Raw genomic sequence first — 12,624 nt, 5'->3', positions numbered from 1 at the left:
AAGGATTTAAACTATGAAAAAGTTTATCGCCGCACTCTTTGCCGGAATTGTGTTCGCCGCCTCGGCCCACGCCGGGGTCGATCTGCTTAACGTCTCCTACGACCCCACCCGCGAACTCTATCAGGAGTTCAACGCCGCCTTCGCGAAACACTGGAAGGAAAAGAAGGGCGAAGAGGTAACCGTCAAGCAGTCCCACGGCGGCTCGGGAAAGCAGGCCAGAGGAGTCATCGACGGCCTTGAGGCCGACGTGGTAACCCTCGCCCTTGCCTACGACATAGACGCCATAGCCGAAAAGGCCGGGCTCCTGCCGGCCGACTGGCAAAAGCGCCTCCCGAACAACAGCTCCCCTTACACCTCCACCATAGTTTTCCTTGTCCGCAGCGGAAACCCCAAGGGGATTAAGGATTGGGACGACCTCGTGAAGCCCGGCGTGGGCGTTATCACCCCCAACCCCAAGACCTCCGGCGGGGCGCGCTGGAACTACCTCGCCGCGTGGGGGTACGCGCTCGGCCTGCCCGGGGGCAGCGATGAGAAGGCGAAGGAGTTCGTGACGGCTCTCTTTAAAAACGTGCCCGTTCTCGATTCCGGCGCGCGCGGTTCGACGACCACCTTCGTGGAACGCGGTATCGGCGATGTCCTCCTCGCGTGGGAAAACGAGGCTTTTCTGGCGGTGAAGGAACTCGGCGCGGGAAAGGTCGAGATCGTCGTCCCCTCGGTAAGCATTCTTGCGGAACCCCCCGTGGCCGTCGTGGAGAAAGTAGCCCAAAAGCACGGGACCGAAGCGGTCGCCAAGGCTTACCTTGAATTCCTCTACACCCCGGAGGGTCAGGAGATAGCGGCCAAGAACTTCTACCGCCCGAGGCTGGAAGCGGTCGCGCAGAAGTACGCCTCCAGCTTTCCAAAGGTCAGGCTCATCACCATCGACGAGACCTTCGGAGGCTGGCAGAAAGCCCAGAAAACCCACTTCTCCGACGGCGGGACCTTCGACCGGATTTATCAGCCGGGCAAATAACGGGATTTATGGCGGGCGGCCGGGTTTCCGGCCGCCCCAGGCTGTTGACAAAGTCATTTATGGCGAAAAGAGAAGTTTTGCGCACAGAAAACAGAACGACAAGGGGACACCAGGTCAACAGACTGAGATTGCGACAAACACAGTATTTTCTTCGAGAACAAGGAAGGCGAGGAAAATGACCGGAGGAATACTCCTTGTATTTTGAGGATCGTTTTCCGAGCCTGACGAAGTAAATCGGAGAAAAGACGAAGTTTGTCGGCAATCTGAGGCGGCCGGGTTTCCGGCCGCCCAACCCTGACCCGAGCGATCATGAAAAGCATATTGAAACACCACAGCGTCCTTCCCGGCTTCACTCCGGCTCTGGGCTTCACGGTCTTCTACCTGGGGCTGATAGTCCTGATTCCCCTTTCCTCCGTGTTTTTCACGGCGGGGGAAAACGGCTGGGGATTTTTCTGGGAGACGGTGACCGACCCAAGGGTCGTCGCCTCCTACCGGCTGAGTTTCGGCGCTTCTCTTCTGGCGGCCCTTGCCAACGCTTTTTTCGGCCTTTTGACCGCCTGGGTGCTGGTGCGTTACTCCTTTCCGGGCAAGAAGCTGGTAGACGCCCTCGTAGACCTGCCCTTCGCGATACCCACCGCTGTTGCCGGTATCGCCCTCACCGCAGCCTTTTCCGTCAACGGCTGGATCGGACAGTACCTGGAGCCGCTGGGGCTAAAGGTGGCCTTCACCCGGCTAGGCGTCTTCGTGGCGCTGACCTTCATCGGCCTTCCCTTCGTCGTCCGCACGGTGCAGCCGGTTCTGGAGGATATTGACGGTGAACTTGAGGAGGCCGCAGCAACCCTCGGGGCCACGCGCTGGCAGACCTTCAGGCGGGTAATCTTCCCCGGCCTCTGGCCCGCCCTCCTCACCGGCTTCGCCCTCTCCTTCGCGCGCGCCGTGGGGGAATACGGCTCGGTGGTCTTCATATCGGGGAATCTGCCGTTCAAGACCGAGATTACCCCCTTCATCATCATAACCAAGCTCGAACAGTACGACTTCGCCGGAGCGGCGGCGGTCGCGGTGGCGATGCTGACGGTTTCCTTTCTCCTTTTGCTGGCTGTAAACCTTCTTTCGGGCTGGGCCAGACGACGCCAGGCCGGGATTTAATGAGATAATTATGGCGGGAGCGGCCAATCTGAGATTATCCGGCAAAGCCCACGGGAGCGCCCCCGGAAGAAGAGACCCGGCAATCATCCGCTGGGGCCTCACCGGAGTCGTCCTTCTCTTCCTCGGCCTCTTTCTCTTCGTGCCTCTGGCGGTCGTCTTTACCGAGGCGCTTAAAAAAGGTCTGGACGTCTATTGGGCTTCGATAATCGAGCCGGACGCCCTTGCGGCGCTGCGTCTCACCCTTCTGGCGGCGGGAATTTCGGTCATCCTGAACCTCGTTTTCGGAGTTATAGCCGCCTGGGCTATCGCCAAATTCGAGTTTACCGGCAAAAGCTTCCTCCTTTCCCTGATAGACCTTCCCTTTTCGGTCTCGCCGGTGATCTCGGGCCTCATTTACGTCCTCATCTTCGGCCTCCACGGCTGGCTCGGCCCGTGGCTTGGCGAACACGGGATAAAGGTGGTGTTCGCCGTCCCCGGCATAGTGCTGGCTACGGTCTTCGTTACCTTCCCTTTCGTGGCGAGGGAACTGATTCCGCTGATGGAGGCGCAGGGGCGCGACGACGAGGAGGCGGCGCTGGTGCTGGGGGCCAGCGGCTGGCAGACCTTCTTCCGGGTGACTCTTCCGAACATAAAGTGGGGCCTCCTCTACGGCGTGATTCTCTGCAACGCCCGCGCGATGGGCGAGTTCGGGGCGGTTTCGGTGGTCTCCGGCCACATAAGGGGGTTGACGAACACCCTGCCGCTGCACGTTGAAATCCTTTACAACGAATACAACTTCACGGCCGCTTTCGCCGTCGCCTCCCTCCTCGCGCTGCTCGCGCTGGTGACTTTGTTGGCGAAGACCATCGTCGAGTGGAGGGCGAACCGGGAACTTTCGGCCGGAGGAATAACAGATGAGCATTGAGATACGGGAGGTGACCAAGACCTTCGGCGACTTCACGGCGCTTAGCGGGGTGAACCTCGAAGTCGCTTCCGGCGAGCTTATCGCCCTTCTCGGCCCCTCGGGGTCGGGAAAGACGACGCTCCTGCGGATTATCGCCGGGCTGGAGAAGCAGGACGCGGGGTCGATCCGCTTTTTCGGAGAAGACGCGGCCAGCGATGGCGTGCGGGAACGCGGAGTGGGGTTCGTCTTCCAGCACTACGCCCTTTTCCGTCACATGACGGTCTTCGAGAACGTCGCCTTCGGACTTCGCGTAAGCCAAAGAAAGGTCCGCCCCCCGAAGGAGGCGATAGACAAAAAGGTGAGGGAGCTGCTTCGCCTCGTCATGCTCGACCGGATGGCCGACAGGCTCCCCTCGCAGCTTTCCGGCGGGCAGCGCCAGAGGGTCGCGCTGGCTCGGGCGCTGGCGGTGGAACCGAAGGTGCTCCTGCTGGACGAGCCCTTCGGCGCGCTCGACGCGCAGGTGCGAAAGGAACTGCGGAAGTGGCTCCGGAAACTTCACGACGAGATGAAGATAACCAGCGTCTTCGTCACCCACGATCAGGAGGAGGCGCTGGAGGTCGCCGACAGGATAGTACTGATGAACGAGGGGAGAATCGAGCAGACAGGGACCCCTGACGAGGTCTACAACAACCCCGCCAGCTCTTTCGTCTACAACTTTCTCGGCAACGTCAATCTCTTCCACGGCCGCGTCCAAAACGGCAAGGCGCAGATAGGGAACCTCAGTCTGGAGGTGCCGGAGCACGCCCGGCTGGAGGACGCCCCCGCCTTCGGCTACTCGCGGCCCCATGAGATTGAAATCGAAAGGGCGCCCGCAAGCGGCGAGGCTTTGGCGGCGGTTGTGATAAAGATTCGCAGCGTCGGGCCGGTCGTCCGGGTGGAGCTTGACCCCGCCCTGCCGGGAGAGCCGATAGAGGCGCAGATAACTCAGGAGCGCTTCGCGGAGCTTCTCTTGAAAAAAGGAGAGACTGTTTTCGTCCGCCCGAAAAACGTGAAGGTGTTCGTCAACGACTTCAGCATCTGAGGGAAGCTTGCCTGAAGGTCTTCCCGGCGGCAGCCGCAGCTTTCACCTTCGGAGCTTTTCAGAAATTGTACCCGACGGTGAAGACGTTGGAGATAAAAGCGGCCCTGGCCTCCTTGTCGGGGATCGAGTCGCCGTTGTAGGCGGCCATTGTGGGTATCAGCTTGTAGCGGAAAGATACCCCTTTCCCGCTTTTGAACCTGTACTTCGCGTCGGCGTACAGTTCGAGCCCGAATACCCACGCGGGAGCCACGGAAAGGCTATGGCCCGACCCTTCCTCGCCCTCCATGCGGATCTGTCCCAAACCCATCAGGATTCCGGCCCCAAAAGACGGCTCCCACCCCGCCGCTTCCGGTTCATCCTTATAACCGGACGGCAGCCTCCGGGCCGCTCCGAAGGATATCCCGAAGGCGTTGACTTCGGCCCGCTCGGCTTTCGCGCGCAGGAGGGAAAAATCCGAGTAAAACCCGCCTGTATCGGCATATTCGACGGTCCGGATTCCGATGACGCCGGAAGGGGCGTAATTCGTCCCCCCGCTTGTGGACCAGTCCCCCTCGTCTCCTCCGAAGAGGTTCATCTCGTTTACCGACCCCTTCGCGGTCCCCGAGGCGAAGATATCCATTCCGCCGTATAGCTCCCAGACACGCCCCGAACCCGGGGGCGTCTCGCCGCAATGGCAGAGGGAGGGGATAAGGACAATGGCCGGAAGAACAAAGAGGAGAAGGCGGCGGAGGTTTCCGAAAAAGCCATTCGGTTTCAACTGCGCTGTGACCTTTCTGCAAATTTCTGCATTTAAGCGATTCAAAATTAATAGCAAATATCAGCTCTTTCGAGGGAGATAATTATCAAACTGGTTTCCGGCGAGGAAAAGAGCGTTTTTCCACCCGCAACTTCGTTTTTGCCTTGAAAATCCTTCCGGCAAGGCGGATAAAACCCTGTTTAAAGCTCCGGCCGGGGTCAAAACCCCCGTCAGGTACAGCCGGAGAAGCTCCGGACGAGCCGTTGAAATGTTCAAATAGCCGTTGGAAAATGGGCTCGCCGGTCCGGACCATGACAATTTCGGAGAAACCGAAAGGACAAGACAAATGTGGCCGACTTCGCTGTTGCCCAAGACCTGGACGGTTGTTTTAAGGGCTAAAAAATACACAGGAGCAAGTTACTCGAAGGAAACCTTCCTTCGGGACCTGATAGCCGGAATAGTGGTGGGCATAGTGGCCCTCCCCCTTGCCATCGCCTTCGGCATCGCCTCCGGCGTCACCCCCGAACAGGGGCTCGCCACCGCGATAATCGCGGGCTTCCTCATCTCCTTTCTCGGCGGAAGCCGCTACCAGATAGGCGGCCCGACGGGCGCCTTCATCGTAATAATCTACGGAATAGTGACCAGATACGGGTACGACGGCCTCGCCGTGGCGACCATGATGGCGGGCGTTCTCCTCATGGTGATGGGCTTCGCCCGCCTCGGCGCGATAATCCAGTACATCCCCTATCCCGTCACCGTCGGCTTCACCTCCGGCATCGCCCTCATCATCTTCTCCGGTCAGATTCGCGACCTTTTCGGCCTTCCGATGAAGTCCGTGCCTCCCGAGTTCGTCGAAAAATGGGAGGCTTACAGCACCGTACTGGACAAGATCGACCCTCTGGCGACGGCGATAGGCATAGGGACGGTAATCCTCGTCTTTCTATGGCCGAAGGTTTCGCGGCGCGTTCCGGGAGCCTTCGTCGCGGTCATCGTTACGACGATAATCGTTAAGGTCTTCGACCTCCCGGTGGAAACCATAGGAAGCCGCTTCGGAGGGGTTTCCGCCTCCCTTCCCATGCCGAAGCTGCCCCAGGTCAGCCTTGCCCAGATGAGGGAGCTTGTCTCCCCCGCCGTCACCATAGCTCTTCTGGCCGGAATCGAATCCCTTCTCTCGGCGGTTGTCGCCGACGGCATGACCGGCAAGCGTCACCGCTCCAACGTAGAGCTGGTCGCGCAGGGCGTAGCCAACTTCGTCTCACCGATCTTCGGTGGCATCCCGGCCACCGGCGCGATAGCGCGAACCGCGACGAACGTAAGAAACGGCGGAGAGACCCCCGTGGCGGGCATCATCCACGCCTTCGTCATCCTCATAATCCTTCTCTTCTTCGGGAAGTGGGCCGCGCTGATACCGATGGCGACGCTGGCGGGCATACTCGTCGTCGTCTCCTACCACATGAGCGAGTGGCACTCCTTCGTAAAGACCTTCAAGAGCCCCAAGAGCGACGTTGCGGTGCTCCTCATCACCTTCGCCCTTACCCTGCTGGTCGACCTCACGGTCGCGATACAGGTGGGCGTCGTCCTCGCCGCCCTTCTCTTCATGAAGCGCATGGCGGACGTCTCCCAGGCCGGTTTCGTGGACGTAAACGAGCAGGGCGAACTGGAAGAAAAGATCCACTCAGACCTTTTCATCCCGAAGGAAGTTACCATCTACAAGATACGCGGCCCCTTCTTCTTCGGGGCCTCGGAGAAGCTAACCTCGACGCTCGGCCTGCTGCAGGAACACCCGAGAGTTCTCATTTTGAACATGAGAATGGTCCCGGCGATGGACGCCACAGGCCTGAACGCGATGGAAGACATCCTGAAAAAGACAAAGAAACAGGGCACGCTCTTTTTGCTCTTCGGCCTTCAGCAACAACCACGCGGCGTCCTCGAAAAGGGCGGGTTGCTGGAAACCATCGGAAGCGAAAACATCCTGCCGGACCTGAAGGCGGCCCTGGCGAGGGCGGAGCACGTCAAGGGCGCTTCTTAGTGCGGGAAACTGGCGTAGCTCTCCTCAAGTAACGTTTTCAGGGGCGGGGGCATAAAAAGGCCGAGCATGAGCACTATCCCCATGAGGAGTATCACCGGGAAGGCCGTCAGGAAATTGTCGTGGTAACCGGTGGAGGCGGCTTCTTTTGAGGGCTTTCCCTGCACCACCGCCAGCACGGTTTTTCCCATCCCCATGAAGACCATCATCAGGAAGACGAGCATAAGCCCGGCGATATAACCCCGGCCGCTCGCCTGCGCGGAGTTTATTATCGTCATTATCGACTGAAAGGGGCCGAAGGGCGGCGACCCGCTGGCGGCCAGAAAGCCGAGCAGGAAAAGCCACCCCGACACCGGCAGCCTTACCCGCGCCCCGGCGACCTCGTCGGTAAGCTTGCTGCCGTAGGCGCGGTGGATGTTTCCCGCCGTCATGAACATCAGCCCTTTCGCCAGCCCGTTGTTGACCAGGTGAAAGAGCGCCCCGAAAATAGCCGTCCCGCCCAGCCCGAGTCCAAGAGCCAGTATCCCCATGTGCTCCACGCTCGAATAGGCGAGCATCCGCTTGAAATCCTTCTGCCTTATTACGAAGACTCCCGCCACGGCCATCGACAGAAGCCCCATCGCGATAAGTATCGTCCTCGGATAGAGCGCGCCGCTTGCCGTGGCGATGGCGTAGACGCGGATCACTCCCAGAAAGGCGCAGCTCGTCATCGCTCCGGCCAGAAGCCCGCCGACCAGTCCCGGAGCCTCGCCGTAGGCGTCGGGCTTCCAGGTGTGCATCGGCGCGAATCCCATCTTCGTGCCGTAGCCGACGAGAAGGAGCACGAAAGCGCCGTGGAGCCACGGCTGCGAAAGGTTCGGGGCGTCGCGAAGCAGGTCGTCGATCATAAGGGTTGGGGCGAACCCCTGCCGAAGCGCGGCGTAAGCCATGAAGAAGGTGCCGAGGAGTGAAAGCGCTATCCCGACCGAGCAGATGAGGAGGTATTTCCAGGTCCCCTCGATAGAGCGGCGGTTGCGGTTGAAGTAGATCAGGGGGGCGGTGGTAAGGGTGGTCGCCTCCATCCCTATCCAGAGCATCCCGAGGTGGCGCGAAGCGGCTACCACGCTTGTCATCCCCAGAAGCGCCAGCAGACAGGCACAGAAAATCCTGTTGTCGCGCTCCTGCCGGTGCTGGAGGTAACCCACGGCGTAAAAGGAGGAGAGACAGAAAAGGACGCTTACGAGCGCCAGTATCAGCCTTCCGGGGGCGTCGAAGGCCAGCCACGCGCCGGGAGACGGGGTAACGGGGTTGTTTATCACCGTCACCGTCAGGATGAGGTGGAGGGAGCCCCCAAGCGGCAGCAGCCACGGCCTTGACCCGTTCGACGGCAGGGCCAGCGCGAACGCCGCCACCGCCAAAGGCACGAAGATAAGGGCTTCAACCATGCTTCACTCCCTCAAGGCCGACAGGTTCTGGGTGCTGATGGAGGAAAACTCCCTGTTTATGTGGTTTATGATTATCCCCATGACGAAGATGGCGACGAAAAGGTCGAGGAGCATCCCTATCTCGATGAGGAAGGGTACCGCCTCGACCAGAATCAGGCCGAACATGAAGATTCCGTTCTCCAGAATCAGGAAGCCGAGAACCTGGCTTATCGCCTTCATCCTCGTCGTGAGGAACAAAAAACCGGCGAAGATCGTCGAAAGGGCGGCCGGTATGATCAGGCTGCCCGAGTGCTCGGGAAGAAGGGGAAGACGGCCGGAGATTACTATCGCCAGGCCGGTTCCCAGCGCCCCGAGAACCACCGAGGGGGCGAACCCCACCAGCGGCTCGACCTCGCGCTTTATCTCGGCGTTACGAAGGGCGCGGTGGAGCAGGAAGGGTATCGCGAACCCTTTTAGTACGAGCGCGGGAAGGGTCACTCCGAGGGAGACGAGGGGCGAGGAGGCGTGGACCAGAACCGGAGCGACGCCGAGGAGCACCCCCTGAAGGGCTACGGCGTTTATTACCGCGCGGATGCGGCTGGTGGCGAGGACGTAGAAGTTCAGAAGGAACATCACCACCAGTATTATCTCAAGCGCAAATCTCATTTTCTCATCTCAGCAGCAGAAGGAAGCCGAAAGCGCAAAGCACGCAGGCGGCGACGAGAAGATTGGGAACCTTCGTCAGCCTGAGCCTCGCCATCGCCGATTCCACAACCCCGATTACGGCGGCGAGCAGAACCATGAGGACGAGGAAGAGGGCGGTGTCGGTCGCGAGCGAACCGGCGCTGAAAGGCGCTATCACGCGCACCAGCACCGAGCCGAGGACGAAGAGCTTTACCGCGGCCCCGTACTGGACGAGTCCGAAGAGGGGCCCGCTGTGATCGAGCACCATCACCTCGTGGATCATCGTAAGTTCGAGGTGGGTGTTGGGATCGTCGAAGGGTATCCGGCAGTTTTCCGCCAAGAGAAGGACGAACAGTCCCGCGGCGAGGAGCGCCAGCGCCGGTCCGTTTCCCCAAGAGGAGAAAAACTGCGCGCCGAAGAGCATCTCGCCGAGCTGGAGGGAGCCGGAGATGCGGGCGAGGGCCAGAAAGACGAAGAAGAGTATCGGCTCCGCGAAGCAGGCGAAAGTCCCCTCCCTCGCCGCTCCCATACCCTCGAAGGCGGAGCCGGTATCGAGCGCCGCCGTCATTGTGAAGAAGCGCGAAAGGGCGAAAAGGTAGGCGAAGAGAATAGCGTCTCCGGCGAAACCGGCGGGAGGCGGGCCTCCGAAGGGGACGAGGACTCCGGCAAGCAGCGCGGCCGCCAGCGCCACCACCGGCCCTGCCTTGAAGACCCAGGTCGTCGTCAGGCTGAAGGTGAACCCCTTCCCGAAAAGCCTCGCCATGTCGCGGTACGCCTGAAAGAGCGGCGGCCCCGAGCGTCCCGAGAAAAAGGACTTGGTCTTGTTGATCACCCCGACAAGCAGGGGCGGAACGAGCAGAAGGAGCAGCAGATGAAGAACTATTCCGGCCATCGGTCCCTCACCACCAGAAGAGGAGGGCGAGCACGGTCGCCAGAATGTAAAGGACGTAAACCTGCATCACCCCCTGCTGGAATACCCTGAACTTTCCGGCTATCCGCTCCGAAAAATCCCACCACGGCGTCAGCATCCTGTCCAGCACCGGGTCCGGCGTCTCGCTGTGGAACCGCGACGGCCCCGGAAAGTATCCCTTTATGCGCGGACCCCTCTTCTTTGGCCAGAGGGCCCACGAGAAGAGGTCCACGACCATCTGCGCGAAGGAGGAGGCGGTGTACTGCATGCGGGCGGTCGGCGCGAGGTAGCCGCAGTCCCACGTCACCGTGCTCTCGACCGGCCCCTTCCTGAGCTTCGCCCGGAGCCAGAGCGCAAGCGCCAGAAGCAGGGCCAGCAGCGCCGCCCCCGCGAGACTGACCCACCCCAGCGGCGCCAGCTTCGCTATGGAAACGACCGGTTTGGCACCCGGCACCCAGGAGGCCACCACCGGGTCGAGCACTCGCGGCAGGAGGAAGGGCGCTATGCCGATAAGGGCGCAGATACCCGCCAGAACAGCCATCGGAGCGACCATCGCGGGGGGAGGGTCAGAAGTCTCTTTCAGGGAAGCCGAGCGGGGCTCCCCGAGAAATACCGTTCCGTAAACCTTTACGAAGCAGACCACCGCCAGCGCGCCGATGAGGGCGAGCGCCGGAGCCGCGAAGGCGGGACCGGCGAAACCCGCTCCCTCTCCTCGCGCGGCGGCGGAAAAAAGGCCGAGGTAGATTAAAAACTCGCTTATAAAGCCGTTGAGCGGGGGAAGGCCGCAGATTGCGACCGCCCCCGCGAGGAAGGCGAGAGCCGTGAGGGGCATTCTCTTCGCCAGCCCTCCCATGTGGTCCATCTCCCGGGTGTGGACTGCGTGAATCACCGAGCCCGCGCTGAGAAATAGAAGGGATTTGAAGAGGCCGTGGTTGAGGACGTGGAGAATCCCCCCCGCGAGCCCCAGCGCCACCCACTCCGGCCTGCCGAGCGAGCGCCCCATGAGGGCGAGCCCCAGCCCCATCACGATGATGCCGATGTTCTCTATCGAGTGGTAGGCCAGAAGGCGCTTGAGGTCGTGCTGGCCGAGGGCGAAGAGGACTCCCAGCACGCCGGAGATTACGCCGAGGGCCAGAAGGAGCCCGCCCCACCACGCGGGCGGCGCGGGAAGCCACCCCACGAGCCTGACAAGCCCGTAAATCCCCATCTTGAGTAGCACGCCGGAGAGTATCGCCGAGACGTGGCTGGGCGCGTTGGCGTGAGCGCCGGGAAGCCAGACGTGGAGGGGCATGAGCCCGGCTTTCAGTCCGAAGCCGAGAAGCCCGAGGAGGAAGACCGCCGTGGTCTGCGTTTTGGTCAGAATCCCCGGCGCAAGAGGGCCGAGGTCGTAAGAGCCGGTCGCGGTGCGCAGTATCGAGAACATCGCCATAAGCGCCAGTATTCCGACGTGGGTGGCCACGAGGTAATGCCAGCCCGCCTCCCGCACCTCGGGCTTTTCGTCCTCCGTGGCGACGAGGAAGAAGGCCGCCAGAGTCATTACCTCCCACGCCGTAAGAAAAAGCAGCGCGTTTTGGGCGACGAGGAGAAGCGCCATGCCCGCCGGGACCAGCCCGTAGAAAAAGCGGAGCCTCTGGCCGTTTTCGGGGTGTTTTTCCTGCGGCCAGTAGGCGGAGCCGTAGACTCCGCAGAGGGCGGGTATAAGAAAGACGGGGATCAGGAAAAAGGAGGAGAGGGGATCGGCCTGAACCTTTAACCTGCCGCCGAGGATGCCGCCGCCTATGTCGGCGAGCCCTTCCCCCGGCGCGAAAATACCCAGCCCCGCACCCGCAAGGCCGATAAGCGACGCGGCGCAGAGCACCCCGGTTGCCAGGTGCTGGCCAGCCCGGGATTTTTTGTCGAAAAAGAGGCCGGGGAGGCCGCTCAGGGCCGAGAGCGCGACGGCGAGGAGGATCAGCCTCTCAGCCATTCGAGCCCTCTAAAACGCCCATCAGGCGAAGAATGCCGTCCACTATCGTCCACGGATGGGGCGGGCAGCCGGGAATCCAGAGGTCCACGGGCAGTATCGACCCGACGCCGTCGTGGGCTTCGGGGCTTCCCCGGAAAGGCCCGCCGCCGATGGCGCAGGCGCCGCAGGCTATGACGAGTTTCGGCGGCGGCAGGGCGGCGTAGCTCTTCTCCAGGGCTACCAGCATGTTTTTCGAGACCGGCCCGGTGACGACAAGCGCGTCGGCGTGGCGGGGGCTCGCCACGAACTGGACGCCAAAGCGGGGAAAGTCGAAGACCAGCGTCCCGGTGACGATAAGCTCCGCCTCACAGCCGTTGCAGCCGCCCGCGCTCACCTGCCGGAGCTTGAGCGACCGGCTGAAGAGGCTTTTTAGTTCGCCCTCCAGGGGCTTCACCGGCGGAGGGCCGGAGCCGGGACCGATGACGAGGTCTTCCCGCCTCGTCGCGGCGAGCCGGTGCTCCCGGGAGAAACCGATGCACCCGTTTGGGCACGCCCTTTCGCACTCGGGACAAAAGAGGCAGGTTCCCAGATCCAGCCGGGGGCCTCCCTCGCCGCACCGGATCGCCGAGACGGGGCAAGCCTCCTCGCACGCCCTGCAACCCTCGAAGCACCTGCCGGGCGAAAGGACCGGGAGGCCGCGAAACCCTTCCGCGACCGGCTGTTCTCCCGGTTTGGGGAGGGGCGCGGTGCGGTGGCCCAGCGAAAGGCGTGTCCGAAGTATCCTCAGCATTCCCGGAC

11 protein-coding genes are annotated in these 12,624 nt (G+C 61.7%); 5 read left to right on the top strand and 6 right to left on the bottom strand.

What is annotated here, in order from left to right; translation table 11 throughout:
- Nucleotides 1–13 precede the first annotated feature (13 nt).
- From EPN96_06245 to EPN96_06230, 4 genes are all read left to right on the top strand, one after another.
- The gene (locus tag EPN96_06245) at nucleotides 14–1,012 is read left to right on the top strand and encodes a sulfate ABC transporter substrate-binding protein (protein TAL17199.1); all 999 of its coding nucleotides are present in this window, start codon (nucleotides 14–16) and stop codon (nucleotides 1,010–1,012) included.
- A 318-nt stretch (nucleotides 1,013–1,330) separates the two neighbouring features.
- Nucleotides 1,331–2,158, top strand: coding sequence for a sulfate ABC transporter permease subunit CysT (gene cysT / locus EPN96_06240; GenBank protein TAL17253.1), 828 nt, complete (start codon nucleotides 1,331–1,333; stop codon nucleotides 2,156–2,158).
- A 10-nt stretch (nucleotides 2,159–2,168) separates the two neighbouring features.
- Nucleotides 2,169–3,062: a sulfate ABC transporter permease subunit CysW gene (gene cysW / locus EPN96_06235; protein TAL17198.1), complete on the top strand. Its 894-nt coding sequence runs from the start codon at nucleotides 2,169–2,171 to the stop codon at nucleotides 3,060–3,062.
- Complete coding sequence (locus EPN96_06230; protein TAL17197.1) at nucleotides 3,052–4,122, top strand: sulfate/molybdate ABC transporter ATP-binding protein; 1,071 nt, start codon at nucleotides 3,052–3,054, stop codon at nucleotides 4,120–4,122. The genes cysW and EPN96_06230 overlap by 11 nt, the downstream gene beginning before the upstream one ends.
- A gap of 58 nt (nucleotides 4,123–4,180) precedes the next feature.
- Here EPN96_06230 and EPN96_06225 read toward each other — a convergent pair whose 3' ends face one another.
- Nucleotides 4,181–4,879: a hypothetical protein gene (locus EPN96_06225; protein TAL17196.1), complete on the bottom strand. Its 699-nt coding sequence runs from the start codon at nucleotides 4,877–4,879 to the stop codon at nucleotides 4,181–4,183.
- A 325-nt stretch (nucleotides 4,880–5,204) separates the two neighbouring features.
- On the opposite strand from EPN96_06225, the gene sulP reads away from it, so the two are divergent.
- Complete coding sequence (sulP, locus tag EPN96_06220; protein TAL17195.1) at nucleotides 5,205–6,887, top strand: sulfate permease; 1,683 nt, start codon at nucleotides 5,205–5,207, stop codon at nucleotides 6,885–6,887.
- Here sulP and EPN96_06215 read toward each other — a convergent pair.
- Genes EPN96_06215 through EPN96_06195 form a run of 5 tightly spaced genes read right to left on the bottom strand, consistent with a single transcriptional unit; the run spans nucleotide 6,884 to nucleotide 12,616 of the window.
- Complete coding sequence (locus EPN96_06215; protein TAL17194.1) at nucleotides 6,884–8,308, bottom strand: hydrogenase; 1,425 nt, start codon at nucleotides 8,306–8,308, stop codon at nucleotides 6,884–6,886. The two genes, sulP and EPN96_06215, sit on opposite strands and share 4 nt — an antisense overlap.
- Nucleotides 8,309–8,311: 3 nt before the next feature.
- Nucleotides 8,312–8,953, bottom strand: a complete 642-nt coding sequence (locus EPN96_06210; protein ID TAL17193.1) for a hydrogenase — start codon at nucleotides 8,951–8,953, stop codon at nucleotides 8,312–8,314.
- Between the two features lie 4 nt (nucleotides 8,954–8,957).
- Complete coding sequence (locus EPN96_06205) at nucleotides 8,958–9,863, bottom strand: hydrogenase (GenBank protein TAL17192.1); 906 nt, start codon at nucleotides 9,861–9,863, stop codon at nucleotides 8,958–8,960.
- 7 nt (nucleotides 9,864–9,870) lie between these two features.
- The gene (locus tag EPN96_06200) at nucleotides 9,871–11,847 is read right to left on the bottom strand and encodes a hydrogenase (GenBank protein TAL17191.1); all 1,977 of its coding nucleotides are present in this window, start codon (nucleotides 11,845–11,847) and stop codon (nucleotides 9,871–9,873) included.
- Entirely contained in the window at nucleotides 11,840–12,616 is a 777-nt protein-coding gene (locus EPN96_06195) for a hydrogenase (protein ID TAL17190.1), read from the bottom strand. The genes EPN96_06200 and EPN96_06195 overlap by 8 nt, the downstream gene beginning before the upstream one ends.
- Nucleotides 12,617–12,624 lie beyond the last annotated feature (8 nt).

The organism is bacterium (genome assembly GCA_004322275.1).
In the GTDB taxonomy this organism is placed as follows: domain Bacteria; phylum Desulfobacterota; class Deferrisomatia; order Deferrisomatales; family BM512; genus SCTA01.
The sequence above is the reverse complement of the archived record's forward strand: the minus strand, read 5'-3'. Positions and strand labels throughout refer to the sequence as shown.

What these genes read in the sequence shown, in the direction of transcription:
- EPN96_06245 (TAL17199.1), top strand. Translation starts at nt 14, where the DNA reads ATGAAAAAGTTTATCGCCGCACTCTTTGCCGGAATTGTGTTCGCCGCC.
- cysW (TAL17198.1), top strand. Translation starts at nt 2,169, where the DNA reads ATGGCGGGAGCGGCCAATCTGAGATTATCCGGCAAAGCCCACGGGAGC.
- EPN96_06230 (TAL17197.1), top strand. Translation starts at nt 3,052, where the DNA reads ATGAGCATTGAGATACGGGAGGTGACCAAGACCTTCGGCGACTTCACG.
- sulP (TAL17195.1), top strand. Translation starts at nt 5,205, where the DNA reads ATGTGGCCGACTTCGCTGTTGCCCAAGACCTGGACGGTTGTTTTAAGG.
- EPN96_06215 (TAL17194.1), bottom strand. Translation starts at nt 8,308, where the DNA reads ATGGTTGAAGCCCTTATCTTCGTGCCTTTGGCGGTGGCGGCGTTCGCG.
- EPN96_06210 (TAL17193.1), bottom strand. Translation starts at nt 8,953, where the DNA reads ATGAGATTTGCGCTTGAGATAATACTGGTGGTGATGTTCCTTCTGAAC.
- EPN96_06205 (TAL17192.1), bottom strand. Translation starts at nt 9,863, where the DNA reads ATGGCCGGAATAGTTCTTCATCTGCTGCTCCTTCTGCTCGTTCCGCCC.
- EPN96_06200 (TAL17191.1), bottom strand. Translation starts at nt 11,847, where the DNA reads ATGGCTGAGAGGCTGATCCTCCTCGCCGTCGCGCTCTCGGCCCTGAGC.
- EPN96_06195 (TAL17190.1), bottom strand. Translation starts at nt 12,616, where the DNA reads ATGCTGAGGATACTTCGGACACGCCTTTCGCTGGGCCACCGCACCGCG.